The organism is Aquimarina brevivitae (genome assembly GCF_004216895.1).
In the GTDB taxonomy this organism is placed as follows: Bacteria; Bacteroidota; Bacteroidia; order Flavobacteriales; family Flavobacteriaceae; genus Aquimarina; species Aquimarina brevivitae.
In genome coordinates this window covers 1,019,554-1,036,453 of record NZ_SGXE01000001.1, presented here as the reverse complement: position 1 = coordinate 1,036,453, position 16,900 = coordinate 1,019,554, and the positions used below count along the sequence as shown (strand labels likewise).

Annotated in this window: 16 protein-coding genes; 7 read left to right on the top strand and 9 right to left on the bottom strand. The window is 35.5% G+C overall.

Features of this window, described 5'->3' with window-relative positions; genetic code table 11:
- Window positions 1-2: 2 nt before the first annotated feature.
- Window positions 3-641: a response regulator transcription factor gene (locus EV197_RS04285; RefSeq protein ID WP_130285494.1), complete on the bottom strand. Its 639-nt coding sequence runs from the start codon at window positions 639-641 to the stop codon at window positions 3-5.
- A 217-nt stretch (window positions 642-858) separates the two neighbouring features.
- On the opposite strand from EV197_RS04285, the gene EV197_RS04280 reads away from it, so the two are divergent.
- The 5 genes from EV197_RS04280 to EV197_RS04260 all read left to right on the top strand — a co-directional run bounded on the left by EV197_RS04280 (window position 859) and on the right by EV197_RS04260 (window position 6,917).
- Window positions 859-1,131, top strand: coding sequence for an acylphosphatase (locus EV197_RS04280; protein ID WP_130285493.1), 273 nt, complete (start codon window positions 859-861; stop codon window positions 1,129-1,131).
- 198 nt (window positions 1,132-1,329) lie between these two features.
- Complete coding sequence (locus EV197_RS04275; protein ID WP_130285492.1) at window positions 1,330-1,893, top strand: hypothetical protein; 564 nt, start codon at window positions 1,330-1,332, stop codon at window positions 1,891-1,893.
- Window positions 1,894-2,139: 246 nt separating this feature from the next.
- Window positions 2,140-5,199, top strand: coding sequence for a sensor histidine kinase (locus tag EV197_RS04270; protein WP_130285491.1), 3,060 nt, complete (start codon window positions 2,140-2,142; stop codon window positions 5,197-5,199).
- 3 nt (window positions 5,200-5,202) lie between these two features.
- Window positions 5,203-5,952 carry a LytR/AlgR family response regulator transcription factor gene (locus EV197_RS04265; RefSeq protein ID WP_130285490.1) on the top strand — a complete coding sequence of 250 codons (750 nt, stop codon included), beginning with the start codon at window positions 5,203-5,205 and terminating at the stop codon, window positions 5,950-5,952.
- Between the two features lie 74 nt (window positions 5,953-6,026).
- Window positions 6,027-6,917 carry a metallophosphoesterase family protein gene (locus EV197_RS04260; protein ID WP_130285489.1) on the top strand — a complete coding sequence of 297 codons (891 nt, stop codon included), beginning with the start codon at window positions 6,027-6,029 and terminating at the stop codon, window positions 6,915-6,917.
- A gap of 20 nt (window positions 6,918-6,937) precedes the next feature.
- Here the strand turns inward: EV197_RS04260 and EV197_RS04255 are convergent, their stop codons facing one another.
- Together EV197_RS04255 and EV197_RS04250 are read right to left on the bottom strand one after the other, a co-directional pair.
- The gene (locus EV197_RS04255; RefSeq protein WP_130285488.1) at window positions 6,938-7,177 is read right to left on the bottom strand and encodes a NifU family protein; all 240 of its coding nucleotides are present in this window, start codon (window positions 7,175-7,177) and stop codon (window positions 6,938-6,940) included.
- 4 nt (window positions 7,178-7,181) lie between these two features.
- Entirely contained in the window at window positions 7,182-8,327 is a 1,146-nt protein-coding gene (locus tag EV197_RS04250) for an Mrp/NBP35 family ATP-binding protein (RefSeq protein WP_130285487.1), read from the bottom strand.
- Window positions 8,328-8,540: 213 nt separating this feature from the next.
- On the opposite strand from EV197_RS04250, the gene EV197_RS04245 reads away from it, so the two are divergent.
- On the top strand, window positions 8,541-9,380 hold the full coding sequence (locus EV197_RS04245; protein ID WP_130285486.1) for a hypothetical protein: 840 nt from the start codon (window positions 8,541-8,543) through the stop codon (window positions 9,378-9,380).
- 129 nt (window positions 9,381-9,509) lie between these two features.
- Here the strand turns inward: EV197_RS04245 and EV197_RS04240 are convergent, their stop codons facing one another.
- From EV197_RS04240 to trmB, 3 genes are read right to left on the bottom strand one after another with little or no spacing between them, the layout of a single operon-like run.
- Complete coding sequence (locus EV197_RS04240; protein ID WP_130285485.1) at window positions 9,510-9,845, bottom strand: MGMT family protein; 336 nt, start codon at window positions 9,843-9,845, stop codon at window positions 9,510-9,512.
- Complete coding sequence (locus EV197_RS04235; RefSeq protein ID WP_130285484.1) at window positions 9,836-10,465, bottom strand: LysE family translocator; 630 nt, start codon at window positions 10,463-10,465, stop codon at window positions 9,836-9,838. The genes EV197_RS04240 and EV197_RS04235 overlap by 10 nt, the downstream gene beginning before the upstream one ends.
- Before the next feature lie 12 nt (window positions 10,466-10,477).
- A complete protein-coding gene (trmB, locus tag EV197_RS04230) occupies window positions 10,478-11,152 on the bottom strand; it encodes a tRNA (guanosine(46)-N7)-methyltransferase TrmB (RefSeq protein ID WP_130285483.1) in 675 nt (224 codons plus the stop codon).
- Between the two features lie 111 nt (window positions 11,153-11,263).
- On the opposite strand from trmB, the gene EV197_RS04225 reads away from it, so the two are divergent.
- On the top strand, window positions 11,264-12,319 hold the full coding sequence (locus EV197_RS04225; protein WP_130285482.1) for a glycosyltransferase: 1,056 nt from the start codon (window positions 11,264-11,266) through the stop codon (window positions 12,317-12,319).
- Here the strand turns inward: EV197_RS04225 and EV197_RS04220 are convergent.
- From EV197_RS04220 to EV197_RS04210, 3 genes are all read right to left on the bottom strand, one after another.
- Window positions 12,257-13,336 (bottom strand): sensor histidine kinase, encoded by a 1,080-nt coding sequence (locus EV197_RS04220; RefSeq protein WP_130285481.1) that lies wholly within the window; start codon window positions 13,334-13,336, stop codon window positions 12,257-12,259. The two genes, EV197_RS04225 and EV197_RS04220, sit on opposite strands and share 63 nt — an antisense overlap.
- Window positions 13,337-14,020, bottom strand: coding sequence for a response regulator transcription factor (locus tag EV197_RS04215; RefSeq protein ID WP_130285480.1), 684 nt, complete (start codon window positions 14,018-14,020; stop codon window positions 13,337-13,339). It lies immediately after the preceding gene.
- 133 nt (window positions 14,021-14,153) lie between these two features.
- On the bottom strand, window positions 14,154-16,541 hold the full coding sequence (locus EV197_RS04210; RefSeq protein WP_130286186.1) for an inorganic phosphate transporter: 2,388 nt from the start codon (window positions 16,539-16,541) through the stop codon (window positions 14,154-14,156).
- Window positions 16,542-16,900 lie beyond the last annotated feature (359 nt).

Sequence of the window (16,900 nt, the reverse complement as noted above, 5' to 3'; positions counted from 1 at the left end):
AACTAGGGACTAAAAATATGATTTTTGATGGCATAGAGTACCATACCTGTGCGATTTTTAAGGTTTAGTTTCTCAAAAATAGCATCCCGATATCCTTCAATGGTCTTCGGGCTAACACACATATCTTGGGCAATTTCTTTATAGGTTTTTTCTGTGCAGGCTTGTTTGACAAACTCTAGCTCACGATCTTTTAATTCCACCTCACTTTTGGTAGCAGGGTGCAAGGCACCGATCAATAATTCGGCTACTTCTTTGGTATGAAAGAACCCTTTATCTTGTAATTCAATTAATGCCTTTCTCAATAGCCCTTTTTCTGCATCCTTTGGCAAGTACCCCTTGGCACCAGCAAGTATGGTTTTGAGAATAATTTTTTTATTCTCAAATTTTGAAAGCACCAAAACTTTTATTCTTGGATACTGTATTTTTAAGGCACTGATTGTTTCCAAACCATCATATGCAGGTACAATTATGTCCATTAATATAATATCTGGAAGTACCGTTTGCTTTTTCAAAGATTTTAATAATGCTGCCCCATTTTTTACAGTAAACAACACTTCATATTGCACCAAACTATTGACCAAAGAGGTCAAAGCTTGCGAAAAAAGCGCGTGATCTTCTACAATAACAACTGAATTTTTCAATGGTTTGTGTGTGTTAGGTTGTCTATGGTTTGTTGTTGCTGTATTCTAAATACACATAAAAGATACTATAAAATTTGTTAAAATAACATTAATTTTTAACATTTTTTAATGATATGACTAGTATAAAACAAATCGATTTATCGGTAAAAATAAGTGCTCCCTATTTTAATAAGCAAGCTGATCTTAGTATCTTTAAGCCTTAACCAAGTATTACCTCATGACTAAACATTACAATATCACCATTACCGGAAAAGTACAGGGAGTTTGGTATCGCAAAAGCACTAAAGAAACTGCGGACCAGTTAGGCCTTGTTGGTTATGTGCAAAATTTAGATAATGGTAATGTATATATCGAGGCCGAAGGTGCAGAAGCTCAATTAAACAAATTAGTAGAATGGTGTCATCAAGGTCCAGAATTTGCGCTCGTCGCTGATGTGAAGAAGAAAGAGGATGGCCTGAAAGACTTTACAAGCTTTGAAATTAAACGTTAGTCTCATTTATAATTCTGCGGCCTTTAAAATTGATAGAGCACCTATTTTCACGAACAGTTACAGATTAAATAAATAACTGAATTCAACCCTTTTTACGAATTCTAGATTACTCATTACGAATTCTAGAACGTGCTAAATTAAAGCAGATGAAGTAATTACTTTTATAGAGGTGAATAGCCAACCTCAAAATAAATTACTATGAAAAGAAATATCTTTATCTGTGTGCTGCTCTGCTTTCAGTGGATAATAGCTCAGAATCAATTTCAACATTCAAGTCGGTACTTGGTAAGCACTCATATCTCTGACCAAGACCAAAAACAGGTTTACACATTTCATATTTTGAATGCTGAAAAAGATCAAAAAGTGATGTCAACACTAACCATCAACGACACAGAACTTTTTGAAGATATTTTTGTAACTACTTTAGAGAACCCCGGCTTAAAAGGGGTCTCTGAAGTAATTAAAGTAGAGGTAGAATACCTAGCCTGTTGTGCGTACGTAGATGCCTATTACTTTTTGGTGAATACCTCAGGAGAGGTTATAGAACTTCCACAAGTTAAGAATGTATATTGCCAGAATGCTGACATGGATTATCAATATATTTTTCCTGGTCAAGAATATGGTATTGAAGCCAATATCTTAAAAACCCAAACCTTTTATACAGAACAAGCTAAAGTTAAATATGTCAATCTTAAACAAAGTTACTCCTGGAATGGATCTACCTATGACCTTTCAAAAACAAATGCAATCACAAGTTATTAATCCACAAACAAAGGAGTACTTCTTCAATTCTATTATTTTAGTTTATTGCGTACTCCTGTTTCTTGGGATACTATTTTTACAAAGTCGAAATAATACCTTAATCAGTTATAAAGAAACGTTGATATCATTGATCACATTCTGATTACATTTATAGCGATAACTCAACTATCCTTACCGATCTTTCTTGTTATACGCGGTAAATTATAATTGTGTTGATTATATTTGTAAAGACCAGAATTTGCTTCAATGATCCAGTTCTTAACGCGGTATATTTTCGTTATTTCCATCGTAATTGCTCCTGTACTAGTTTCAGGACAAAGTAATCAATTACAGAGCTATACACTAGAGGATGGTCTGCCTCAATCTCAGGTTTTTGATATGCTTCAGGATGAAAAAGGATACCTTTGGCTTGGTACACAAGGAGGTGGCCTTAGTAGATTTAATGGCGAAGAATTTAAAGTATGGAACGAAGAAGACGGACTGCTCTCTAATTATATCTTCTCCTTAGCACAGCGCAATGATTCGCTCTTTATAGGAACCCGAAGAGGACTTTCGATTAAATATAAACAACATTTTCATAATGTAGAAGGCCCCAAGATTAATAAAATCATACGCCTCAATAATAAGATACTCTTAGCTACCAATATTGGTTTATATCAATTTAACAAGAATGAAGGCTTACAAAAACTAAATCTCAATCCCAATCTCAACACTAGTATTATCAATGACATTGTATATGATGGTAAACTCTATTGGATTGCAAGTAATAAAGGGTTATGGAAGTTCAGTGAATTGACCAATGATTCCAAAATTTTAGCAAGACACAGTGCATTTAACTTTACGGCCGCTTCTATCCACAATGACGTATTGTACACTGCAGCGGTTGATATTGGTATCCTGACCATTCAAACTAAAGGAAAATCTTACGGTAACGATTGGATATACAATACCAGTTCTATCAATCATATGACGGTCCATTATAAAGATGAGTTATGGCTTGCTACGGATAGTCAAGGTATTGTGATTATACATCTCAATACATTAAATCAATCCGGAACAATCGGCAAGAAAAATGGCCTTAAAGTATCTCATATCCGAAAAACCATCATAGATCGACAATCAAATATATGGATAGCAACCTCAGGTGGCGGTTTATATAAATATTTTGAAAATAACTTTATCCATTTTGACGAAAATAATGGTCTCAAAGGAGATCGAGTATACGCTGTACATGCAGTAAATGATGAAATTTGGGCTTCTAATTCTGAAGCCGGTTTAGTAAAAATTGATTCTACCGGTATTTTTCACATACCGCAAGATGATCGTTTAGCAGAAATAAAAATTAAAACCATTACTAGTGATACCTCTGGTAATATCTGGGCAGGTACCGATGGAAAAGGTATTCTTTTCAAACAAAGAATCGTTAAAGATAGTATTGCTATCGACACGATACGGACCGTACCCGAGCAGCAAGAATTCGAAGTTCTTACAGATACAGTTCAGGTTACCTCTTTTAAAAATCACCTTATCGACAGCGATACAGGATTACCTTCAGACTGGATACGAACCCTAGTTGTACAAGGTGACACGGTATGGGCAGCAACCTACTCTACTGGTATTCTTCGTTTTCAATATGATCTCAAAAGAAAACGATTACGTAAAGTAAAGAAATTTGGCTCCAGGAATGGTATTAAAGATTTGCAGATGAGCCATATGATTTTGGCTCCGGATAATAAAATTTGGTACGCCACCCAGAATGGCCATTTGGGGTATATCGAAAATGACAAGGTCAACCACTTAGGAAATATCATTAATCAAAAGACGGCAATTAATTCGCTTCTAATTCATAACGACTACCTATATCTCGGTACAGGAGGCAGAGGAATCTATTACTCAGATTTGAATAAAAATGTAGCCTTCAAAAAAATTAAGGGAAATAAAGAACTCTACTCCAATAATATTTATCAAATGGTTTTTGATGATGTGGGTAATCTTTGGGTAGGTAGTGAAAAAGGCGTCGACAAGATAGAACTAGATTCAGATAATACCATATTGGATATTTACCATTTTGGTAGAAATGATGGTTTTCTAGGAATTGAAACCTGCCTTAACGCATCTATCAATGACAATCGAGGAAATTTATGGTTTGGTGCGATTTATGGACTAACCAAATATCATCCGGTTACCTCTACAAAAGAAGCCATTAAACCTCAGATTTTCTTTGAAAACATTGAAGTCTCTTACAGTAGTATCGATAGTATAAATGTTAATGCCTGGGCAAAGGACAACCATGTACTAAAGTTAAGTCCAAAACAAACCGAGCTTTCATTTTCGTATAAAACCATAGACCTGGATCATCCTGGTGATATAAAGTATCGCTATAAATTAAATAATTCGGAGTGGAGTCCCTGGAGTTCAGAAAGTAAACAAAATTTTGCAGGCTTAGCCTATGGGCCGCACGTTTTTTCTGCTCAATCCCGAAACTTTCGCTATAAAGAAAGTGACCCTATAACCTTTCATTTTTTTATTGATAGTCCAATCTATAAAAAAACCTGGTTTCAATGGTCCGTGCTTGGAGGTATTGTGTTACTGATTGCCCTTATTACTTTTTCATCCGTAAGAAGATTTAAGAAAAAGAATCAAGAGGAGAAAAAACGCTTAGAAATGCAAAATCACTTACTTTCCTTAGAACAAAAAGCATTGCGATTACAAATGAATCCGCATTTTATATTTAATGCTCTAAATGGTATTAAGGCAATGAGTACTAGTAATCCGGTAAAAATGAAAACCACCATAAACACTTTTGCCACTTTACTTAGAGAAACCCTATATAATTCAAGAAAAGATTACATCACCCTGGATCAAGAAATGAAAACGATTCAACATTACGTAGAAATCGAAAAATTAATGTCTAATAAACCTTTTAAATATCAAATATCCTTAGATTTGGACATAGATCCTGAAGAAATTTTGATACCTCCAATGTTGATTCAACCCTTTGTAGAAAATGCTGTTCGCCACGGTATTTTAAAAGGTGAAGGCGAAGGTCTTTTAAAGATAAAATTCCGTGCCGAAGACGATTTCTTGGTTTGTAGCGTTGAAGATAATGGACCAGGTATATTTACTTCGCAAAAAAAGAAAGAAAAAACAAAAACAGACCATCAATCTATGGCACTTACAGTAACAAGAGAACGATTAGAGTCTATTGCCGGCAAAAATACTTTGGTTATGAAGGAGATCGTAGAGGATCAAATTATAAAAGGAACCCAAATTGAATTTAAAATCCCATTACTAACAGACTATTAAATTATGCTTACTGCTGTAATTGTTGAAGATATGCCCGATGCGCTTCAATTGCTTAAAAGTGATCTTGAAGCTAATCACCCAGACTTAAAAATAATCAATACCGCTCAGAGTGTGGTTGAAGCTGCCAAAACATTGAGAAATGAACAGCCAGACATACTTTTCTTAGATATCATGCTCGGTGATGGAACAGGATTCGATATTCTTGAAATTTTCCCAGATCTCAAATCAAAAATAATATTTGTTACTGCCAGTGATGAGTTTGCGATACGAGCCTTTCGCTTTGCCGCCATAGATTATGTATTAAAGCCCTACTCTAGTCAAGAGCTATCCGAGGCGATAAGCCGAGCTAAAGAACAAATTCAGCCCAACAGAGAACGCTTAAGCATTTTAAAAGATACGCTTACCTCTCCGGAGCAAAAACCTGATAAAATCTCATTGCACACGCTTGATAAAATTATAATTGTTAATCTAGATGACATCATACGCTGTGAATCGGATAGTAATAATACCATATTTTATCTAAAGGATGGACAAAAGGTTTTTGTAACCAAGACCTTAAAGTATTTTGCAGATATGTTGAAGAACTATCAGTTTTTAAGGGTGCATCAAAGTCACCTCGTCAATCTGCAATGCATCAGTGCATTCATTAAGAGTGATGGTGGATACCTACTGCTAAAAAATGGCGAAAATATACCCGTGTCTGTTCGCAAAAAAACTGAAATTATCGAAATCCTTGATCAAATGCATCGATAAACTAGTATGCAACTTTGTAATTTTATACATTTAACTAAATTTACTTCCTCAACTCAGGGAAGTAAAGCTTAGCTATGTTTCACAAATATCGATTAGATAGAGCTTATAAAAATGCCTTAGTTGTTCCTTTTAATGATAATTCAAAGTTTGTACTTTTTAGTGATTGTCATAGAGGTGATAACAGCTTTGCAGACGATTTTGCCAACAATAGAAATATCTACTATCACGCTTTAAAACATTATTATAATGAAGGTTTTACCTATTGTGAATTAGGAGATGGCGACGAACTTTGGGAAAATTTAAGTTTCAAGACCATTTTTAGGGCCCATAAAGATGTCTACGGTCTACTACAGCGTTTTTATCAAGAAAACCGACTGCATATGATCTGGGGGAACCACGATATGGTGTATAGAGACCCAAAATATGTAAAAAAAACATTGAGCTATTTTTTTGATCATAAAACCGGTAAAAAGTTACCTCTTTTCCCTGGTATTGAGTATCAAGAAGCCATCCTATTAAAACATACAGAGACACAACAGCAACTATTTCTGCTTCACGGGCATCAAGCCGACTTTATGAATTATGTGGGTTGGCGATTGCACCGATTTTTAGTACGTGTACTCTGGAAACCACTTCAGGTAATCGGTATATCTGATCCTACTAGCCCAGCTCAAAATTTTAAAGAAACCATAAAGGTAGAAAGACGGCTTAAAAAATGGATTTTACAGAATAATAATCAATTTACGGTGATCGGGCATACGCATAGACCTCGTTTTCCAGAAGTTGGAGAGCCTTTGCTATTTAACGATGGTAGTTGTGTACATCCCAGATCTATTACAGGTATGGAAATTGAAAATGGAGCAATCTCGCTTATCAAATGGCAAATTGCTACCACAGAGGATGGTGTATTAAAAATTATTAGAATTCCTTTAGAAGGACCTCAAAGACTTACTGATTTTATATAATACTTTTAAAAATAAAAGTGTTACTCCACATTAAGCACCTCTTCAATTTGAGGAGCGTGCTTTTTGATGGTCATCTCTACACCAGATTTTAAGGTCATTTGATTAACACTACAACCTACACAGGCGCCTTCTAACTGGACTTTAACCCTTTTATCATCTTCAATAGAGATCAATGAAATATCCCCACCATCACTTTGCAAAAATGGTCTGATTTCATCCAATGCTTTTTCTACATTTATACGTAACTCTTCTGATGTCATCGTCTTATTTTTTAACAGCAGAACACCCTGCCATGGTTGTTATTTTAATAGCCTCAGTCGGAGGTAAATTTTCGTTTCGCGCTACTACTTCTTGCACTACCTCTTTAGTAATATCTTCAAAAGCCTTTTCTATAGGTGTAGCTGTTTGCAGGGCAGCTGGTCTACCTATATCTCCCGCCTCTCGGATACTTTGCACCAAAGGGATTTCTCCAAGGAATGGAACCTCAAGGTCTTCTGCTAAATTTTTTGCACCTTCCTTACCAAAGATGTAATATTTATTATTAGGCAATTCATCTGGTGTGAAATACGCCATATTTTCAATAATCCCTAAAACAGGAACATTGATACTTTCTTGCTGAAACATTGCAACTCCTTTTCGGGCATCCGCTAATGCTACGTTCTGCGGTGTACTTACTACTACAGCACCCGTTATTGGCAAGGATTGCATAATCGAAAGATGGATATCTCCTGTACCTGGTGGTAAATCAATCAATAAAAAGTCCAATTCTCCCCAAGCGGCATCAAAGATCATTTGATTCAGTGCTTTCGCAGCCATAGGACCTCTCCAAATCACAGCTTGATTGGGTTTGGTAAAGAATCCAATGGATAGTATTTTAACGCCATAATTTTCGATAGGCTTCATCTTAGATGCATTACCTACTTTTACAGATAACGGTCTCTCGCGCTCTACATCAAACATTATAGGACCAGAAGGGCCATAAATATCAGCATCTAGCAAACCAACTGAAAATCCCATTTTAGCAAGGGTGACTGCTAAATTTGCGGTGACGGTAGATTTACCTACCCCACCTTTACCAGAAGCTACCGCAATAATATTTTTAATTCCTGGAATCGGTTTCCCTTTAATTTCGTTCTTAGGCGTTTTACTATCAGTTGCCGGAGCATCCACTTTCACATTCACCTTCACCTTAGCCTTTTCATAAACCTTTTCCTGTATCACCTTGAGCACATCAACTTCTGCTCTCTTTTTTATATGCAAAGCAGGAGTATTCAATACCAAATCAACAATAACCTCATCACCAAAAGTAATCACGTTTTTTACAGCACCGCTCTCCACCATGTTTTTACCTTCTCCGGCTACAGTTATGGTTTCTAAGGCTTTTAATATTTCGGCTTTTTCTAACTTCATCAAATGACTATTTTCTTTTTCTATAATTCTTCTAGTTACTTTAATCTAGATTAAATCTAAATGCAAAGATAGTTCTAAAAGTTAAGATAATAAAACACCAAAATCGAATTGATTTATACTTTAATCGGCTTTTGCAATGGGTATTGGCATAATTTATGATGGACGGCTACTGTTTTAAATAAATAGTATATACCTAAAACACAAATTACTCACATGAATCACAAATTATTGCTCATAGTAGCATTACTAACTATTTCACAAACTATCAATGCACAGGGCAAATTAGATCGAGCCCAAAAAAGTCTTCAAAAAGAAGAAAAGGAGGATCATCCGCCCAGATCCAGGTATTCTCGAAACAGCAATAGTAACTCCTCTAATAGTAACACCGGTATAACAGAATTTTTTGTTACGGCTATTATCAAAATAGCTTTTGGGGCAACATACGGCCTATTGATCGAAATGCCTGAAGAAAAAGAACACGCAGCCAGTACTGCACATTTGACCAAATATCCCTATCACAGTGCAAAAAAAGGAAATTTTACCTATGAATGGGGGGATGATGCTAGTTTAATGAATTTTCATATTAATTCTCGTTTTGTAGCAGAAAATGGCAAGCTTTATGGTAACCATTTCAATTTTGATTTTCACTTTATCCCAAGAATGAGTGTAGAATTTAATTACCTTCAATTATGGGAAGAAAGCGTTAATTTTGAAAAAAATAGTTTTGCTTTATATACGTTTCTTGGTAAATACCATCGTGTACGTACTGAAAAATTCAATTTGTGGTGGGGTCTTGGCTTCACCTATGCAGATGGTTTCGTAGATCATGGTGGTTTTGCTTATGGTCTGGGAGCTGAAGCATTTATTGCACGACCGCTGAGTCTAGAGCTTACCTTAAATCAATCTTTTATTAATGATGAAGATATTTTAAGAATTACACCTTTACTAAATTACCATTATCGTAACCTTACTTTTTTTGGAGGGTTTGAACACCTAAAAATAGGTAATGAGGATTTTTCGTTAATTACCGCAGGTTTAGGAATTACTTTTTAATAAACCTAAGTGTCGTTAACAAAAGAAGTCATCTTGTTTTTATAAACCTAGGAATACACACTTTATTACTTTTAATAAAGATTGCAGCATGTATAGTTTTGTAATCACACCTTAATGATATAAGATCATCTAAAGCTCTTTCAAGGGGTCCCAAAAAAGTTCCTCAAAATTTTGAATTTGATTATCGATAACTTTAATGCCTTCACTTTCCAGTAATTGTTGCATCGCATTGGTACCCGAAAAATGATGCTTCCCGGTAAGCACACCATGTCGATTGACTACGCGATGGGCAGGTACATCATCTAGATTGTGTGAGGCATTCATCGCCCAACCTACCATTCTAGCACTTCGAGTAGCACCTAAATATCGAGCAATAGCGCCATAAGAGGTGACTCTTCCCTGAGGTATTTTGCGTACTACTTCATATACCCGATCAAAAAAACTAGATGAATCCGTTACTCCCATGTATAAATGATTCTGGCCATTGTAATGAGTACTAAAATGAGCATTAAAATCCCCATAAAGTAATTGGAGTATTTTGTAATTGTAGCGGTCCTTTTTTCTATTTTTAGGAATGAAAACACATAAAAATAAAGCGTAACAAAGGTTCCTAAGGAAGCTGCAAAGGCAAAAAGCAACATTTTTATAATATCATAATTCAATTTACCGCTAACACTTAAACCAGCTGCTACAGCGCAAAAATAAGGTATGGGCAAAACGTTGATCAGCGATATCATAGCACCTTTAAAAAAGCTACGCGTATCCGCCTTTCGATAGACTCTTATCTTAGTTTGACGTTGTCTTGCCTTTACAAAAAAATAGATGGCCATAAGCAGAAAAATTACTGCTCCTGTTCGCAATAGCATATTTTTTATGTACACATTATTAAAAATGTATTTAGCTAATAAAATAGCAACAAATGCTTGAAAAAACACAACAAAGGAAGCACCAACTGCGACCAAAATACCATTTTGCTTTCCTCGTTCCAAACAGGTTCGGGCTACTGTCATATTTACCAAACCCGGTGGTATAACCCCTACGAGAGAAGCAAAAAAAGTGATTAAAAAGAGTTTAGTTATTTCCAAGCTAAAGACAATTTAGGAGATTTTAAAGGTAATATAAGTAATTGGCTTATCTTGTTCTAAAAACTGTTTTTCATAAAACGTTTTTATCGCGGTAACCACCTCTGGCGCACCTTCATTATGATATATGTTATGGTTAGCATACAATACTTCGTGGCCGGCACCGTGCAACAGGCCTAAGGTATACCCATGCATAAACTCGCTATCGGTCTTTAAGTGCACTACCCCATCTGGTTTTAAAATTGTTTTATATCGCTCTAAAAAAGCTTGATTGGTCAGTCGGTGTTTAGTTCTTTTATATTTGATCTGAGGATCCGGAAATGTAATCCAAATTTCAGCTACTTCGTTTTGATCAAAAAGATGGGTAATTAATTCTATCTGAGTGCGGATAAAATACACATTAGACAAACCATCTTCTATAGCAGTTTTTGCACCTCTCCAAAATCTAGCTCCTTTTATGTCTATACCTATAAAGTTTTTATCCGGATAACGTTCGGCCAGACCAACGGTATATTCACCTTTTCCACAACCCAACTCAAGAATGATTGGATTATCATTTTTAAATATCTTTTCATTCCAGTTACCCGATAATTGATGCGTATCATTAATTACTTCATTTCTAGTAGGTTCTATTACATTCGTAAATGTTTTATTTTCCTTGAACCTTTTAAGCTTATTCTTACTACCCACGAGTCAATTTCTTAATTTTTTGGTAAAATTAAGGAAATATATGCATAAGGTAATAACACTACTTTAGAGATGACAAAAAAATAATATTAGCATTACTAAACCGACTATATTTTGAGCAGAAAAGTACTTGTTTCGCCTTTAAACTGGGGGTTGGGTCATGCCACCCGATGCATTCCTATTATTAATGCACTTCTATCCGAAGACTTTATACCCGTCATAGCTACTGATGGTGAAGCACTAGAACTTTTAAGAAAGGAGTTTCCCAAACTGCACTATAAAGTAATGCCTTCGTACCATATTAAATATTCCAAGAAGAAAAGTACGTTTAAGCTTAAAATGCTTCTCAATAGTCCAAAAATCGTGAGAGCTATCGCACAGGAAAAAAGAATTACTGAAAAGATAATTGATAATGAAGATTTTTGTGCTATAATTTCAGATAACAGAATGGGCGTACGTGATGAAAGAGTTCCCTCTGTATTTATCACTCACCAACTTACGGTTTTAAGTGGCAGAACCACTTTGTTTAGCACGAAAATACATAATCGCTATATCAAGAAATTTGATGTCTGTTGGGTACCGGATATGGCCGATAACCCTAATCTAAGCGGTGCTTTAGGTCATCCTAAACGAAGTTGTATTCCTGTTACTTATTTGGGTCCTTTGAGTCGATTTGAATATAAATATGTGGATAATGAATTTGATATTATGGTATTACTTTCTGGTCCAGAGCCACAACGTACGTTGCTAGAGCAAAAGTTACTGAGAGAATTTGAACAGAGTGATCAACGTATTGTATTAGTTAGGGGTATTATCGAAGAAGAACATAAAACCTATCTTAAAAACAACATCGTAATTCATAATTTTCTTACAGGAGAAGCGCTTCAAAATACCATAAATGCTAGTAATCTTATCATATCAAGATCAGGATATACCACTGTTATGGACTTAGCGAAGCTGAAAAAGAAAGCCTTCTTTATACCTACCCCTGGTCAGTTTGAGCAAGAGTATATCGCAGAGCGCTTGCGAAATTTTAAACTGGTACCGAGTTGTAATCAGAATGATTTTACCATCTCAAAACTAAAAGACATCACACAATACAAAGGGCTACACAGTTTCAGTACCGAGATCGACTACGGGGAACTTTTTAACTTTTTCCAGCGTAAATGAAAATTCACTTCCTACCCTATAGTCACTTTCTACGTAGATCCGCTCGTGGTGGGCTTCAATAATATGCTTTACGATAGCCAATCCTAAGCCAGAACCTCCTTCTTTTCTGGAGCCGCTTTTATCTACTCTGTAGAAGCGTTCAAATAAGCGAGGTATGTGCGACTGTGCAATACCCTCGCCATTATCGGTAACCCTAACGATCACTTTACTTTTTACCAGATCTTCAATACTTACTTCTGTAGTACCATCTTCTTTACCATATTTTATGGAATTAACCACTAGATTCGAAAGCACTTGTTGTATCCTTTCTTTATCCGCGTGCACCATAATAGGCTCTTGATAATGCATGTCAAAAGTCAATATGATCTTCTTTTTTGCAGCCTTCATTTCATACAAATCAAACACACTTTGTATCAATTCTACGATATCAAAATTTGTATAGTTGAGGTTCAGATCTCCAACTTCGAGCTTTGTTATCATATCGAGGTCCTTTACGATATAAATCAAACGTTCTACTCCCTTGTTGGCCCGTTCTAAGTATTTTTTCAGGATTTTTTTATCCTTCATGGCGCCGTCCAATAAAGTCAACAGATAGCCCTGTACTGTAAATAAAGGGGTTTTCAACTCATGAGAAACGTTACCCATAAATTCCTTTCGATAGTCCTCTCGAATTTTTAAAGTTTCGATTTCCTTTTTACGGTTTTTTGCAAATTTTTCAACTTCTTTGATTAATGTCCGCATATCGGTAGTCACCGGGCTATCGCCAACGGGATCCATTTCTAGCATCTCAATGTCATCATAGATTTTGCGCACACGCCTGTAGATGAACTTCTCTACCCGATACTGGATAATAAAAAAACATACCGCATAACTTACCGGTAAGAAAACCATGATGCTAATCGCATTTAATGCAGACTGGAAATACAAAAAAACGCTCAATACGAGCGTTAGTAATAATGTGATATATAAAGACGAAAGGTAGGCAAACCTATACGACTTTTTAAAGTTCTCTGCCATTTACACTACAAACTTATATCCTACTCCTTTTATCGTTTTAAAACTTTTATCTCCGATTTTCTCTCTAAGTTTACGGATATGAACATCAATTGTTCTTCCACCAACGATAACCTCATTACCCCAGACTTTATCTAAGATATCCTCGCGTTTAAAGACTTTTCCGGGTTTAGAGGCTAATAAAGATAATAATTCAAATTCTTTTCTTGGCAATACCATCTCGTTTTTATCCTTAATGATCTTGTATTCGTCTCTATTAATAACCAAATTTCCGATACGGACAATATTACTGGAGGTATCCTCTTCTTTAAGTCTTCTTAATAAAGCTTTTACCTTACTAACCAAAACTTTTGGCCGTATGGGTTTGGTGATATAATCATCAGCTCCAGCATCAAATCCTGCTACCTGAGAGTAATCTTCTCCTCTGGCAGTTAAGAAGGTAATTATAGTATTTTGTAGGTCTGGTATTTTTCGAATTTGCTCACAAGCTTCGATACCATCCATTTCTGGCATCATTACATCAAGGATGATCAGTTGCGGCTTCTTTTTCTTTGCTTTTTTAACGGCTTCAACACCATTTTTGGCAGTAACCACTGTATAGCCTTCTGATGATAAATTATACCCTACAATTTCTAGAATATCCGGTTCATCATCGACTAATAAAATGGTTATATCTTTTGTGTCCATTATGATTGAGTTAGTAATCTAATTCCGTAAATATACTATGTTAAATGAAAGTATTCATATCTTTTTAAGCCCAGAAGCATAATCTAACCTAAAAATTTCATAAACATAACATTAAGTTAACGAAGCAGATAACTTACTGGTGATCCCTGTAGGTAGTTAACAGATCCATTGTAGATTCTATTAAATCCTTTGTCTCAGTTAACAGGCTAAAATACAAAGTTGTATTCTTTGGGCTACTTTCTTCTGTTCGTGTTCTAGAGATTTGTTTATTAATCTTGTCCGTAACAATGCCAAACAACTCTTGCTTTTCATTTATGATACCATTTAACTCTGAGAACGTACGTTTATCAAAAATGTCATTAATATGCTTGAAAAGCTTCTCTAATCGCTCTTCAATCTCTTTTAAATCTTTGATTTGATTAAAACGCAACTTTTTATGGTTATTGTTTACGTGCTTATGACTTACCTTAGATATATATTCCAACGACTGGGTCATATCTTCTAAGTAGTCTAAAATAGATATATAAAAGTTACTGGCGCCGATACTGGATTCATCTAAGTTTTTAATAAAATAGAAGATATTATCACGTAATCCTTCAATTTCTTTTTCCAGCTTTGCTATTCCCTTTCTATTCTTTTTTAGGTTAGATAAGTCGTACTTTGCCAAACTATCAATCGTACTACTATAAATCTTATTGCTTCGATTAACAAAAGACTTTATATTATCTGCACTTTCTTCAATAACTCCTTGGATTGAGCTACTTTCAGATTTTTTTAATTTGTCCTCCGCTCTTTCTGCTCTGGCTTTTTGGCGATAACGTATAGCGTTTCTTACAATTAAGAAAGTTGCTACCAATAGTAATACAGCGGTCATAATTGGTTGATCAAAATTGATCAAAAATGCAATCCCCGCAGCAGCCACGAATGCGCTAAGTGCTGTGAAGAACCACCCCCCGATTACATTTAATACTCCAGCTACACGATATACCGCACTTTCTGTACCCCAGGCGCGATCCGCTAGAGAAGTTCCCATAGCAACCATAAAGGTTACATAGGTAGTTGATAACGGTAATTTCATAGAAGTTGCTATAGATATTAAAACCCCTGCTACCATAAGATTCACGGCTGCCCTAACCAGGTCGAAAGCTGGTTGATCCTCGCGCTTAACTGCAGTTTTAGGTACACCAGCTTGATCAAACTGTTTTTCAGTAAACTTTTGGAAACGTGCAGGTGAAATTGAATTTATAAATTCTGAAACTGCTACAGTACCTCTTACGATACCTCTGGATAAAAAATTAGGTTTAAATCGTTCTTGACCGTCTCCTTGCCGTGATAAATCAATAGATGTTTTTACTACATCCCTCGCCTTAGCCGAGAACCAAAGGGTTAATACCATGATCATCCCCGATGCTAGTAATAGGTAGGTAGGCGTCTCTGCCTTTCCACTTAAAACCTCCATAGAAAACTCCGTAGCTAATTGTCCGGATCCTTCCCAGGCTTGATAAGCTTTTAGAGCTGCGATGGGTACACCGATAAAGTTTACCAAATCATTACCCGCAAATGCCAAGGCTAGCGCAAAAGTTCCTACAATTATAATAATACGATATATGTTTGCTTTGAAAGCAGTCATAAATACATAAGACAAAGCAGAAAGAACAATAAAGCCAATGCCTACAATGGTTAACACATTGGTTTCGAGCATTCCTCTTAAGGTTAAGGAAAGCGTTCCTTTTTCTGGGTCAATAATATGAGATTCGCCTTTAGCTGCGATTAGGGCTTTAACTGACTCAAAAGAGGTTTGGAAATGCGCGTTTGCCCATTCTAAAAAACTTAAGCCTGAATCATTTTGTAAAACAGAAACTATAGCGTCTGCATAGTTGGTTCCTTTAATTCCTTTAATAAATATAAAATAAAGGATGGAAGTTAATGCCAAACCTCCAAATAAAGCACCGAGCCATTTTGCCTTCTTTTCAAAATTGAAAGAAAGTAATAACCTTGAGAAATATTGCACTACTGCCCCAATAGAAAAGGCTACTACTACCGACAATAAAATCCCAGCTATAATTTCACTTGCCTTTTTGGTATTGATATAACTACCTAGATCTTCAAAACTTATAGCGCTGTCTGCACTGATTTTTAACAATGAAACGCATACCGCAGCCCCAAGAAGTTCAAATACAATTGACACTGTAGTCGAGGTCGGCATCCCTAAGGAATTAAAGAAATCAAGCAACAAGATGTCGGTTATCATTACCGCCATGAAAATAATCATGATCTCATTAAAGTAGAACTCTCCAGGGTTAAAAATCCCTTTTCTGGCTACTTCCATCAATCCACTAGAAAAAATAGCACCTAATGCAATTCCTAAACTGGCTACAATCATTACTGTTCTGAAAGAAACTGCCTTGGAACCAATAGCGGAATTTAAAAAGTTTACAGCATCATTACTTACACCAACGATCAAATCCGCTATCGCTAAAAAAGCAAGCGCAACGATCATTAAAAGATAAATATCATTCATAGCATTAATCACATAGATATTGAGCACAAAAATGTTATTTAAATTCTAGTCAAATGTTACTCCAATGTTATCTTTTTAGGGTTTAAAGTAGGAATCATCTTATTTTGAAATAAGTTTATTGGTTAAAACGAGGTTAAGTTACTCTACTAGCCTAAGTTACCAATAGCTGAAATCCCCCATAAAATCAATAGCTACGAATAGCAAAAAGTTTTTAGATGTATTGGTAGTTGGACAATTTATATTCAATTCAGTCTCCAATATTAACTTGATAACACAAAGTTAACTTAATAAAATGTTGATAATCAGTTAAATATATGTTCTATGTTAATTTAATGTTACCTAAATGTTGCTTGAAAGTA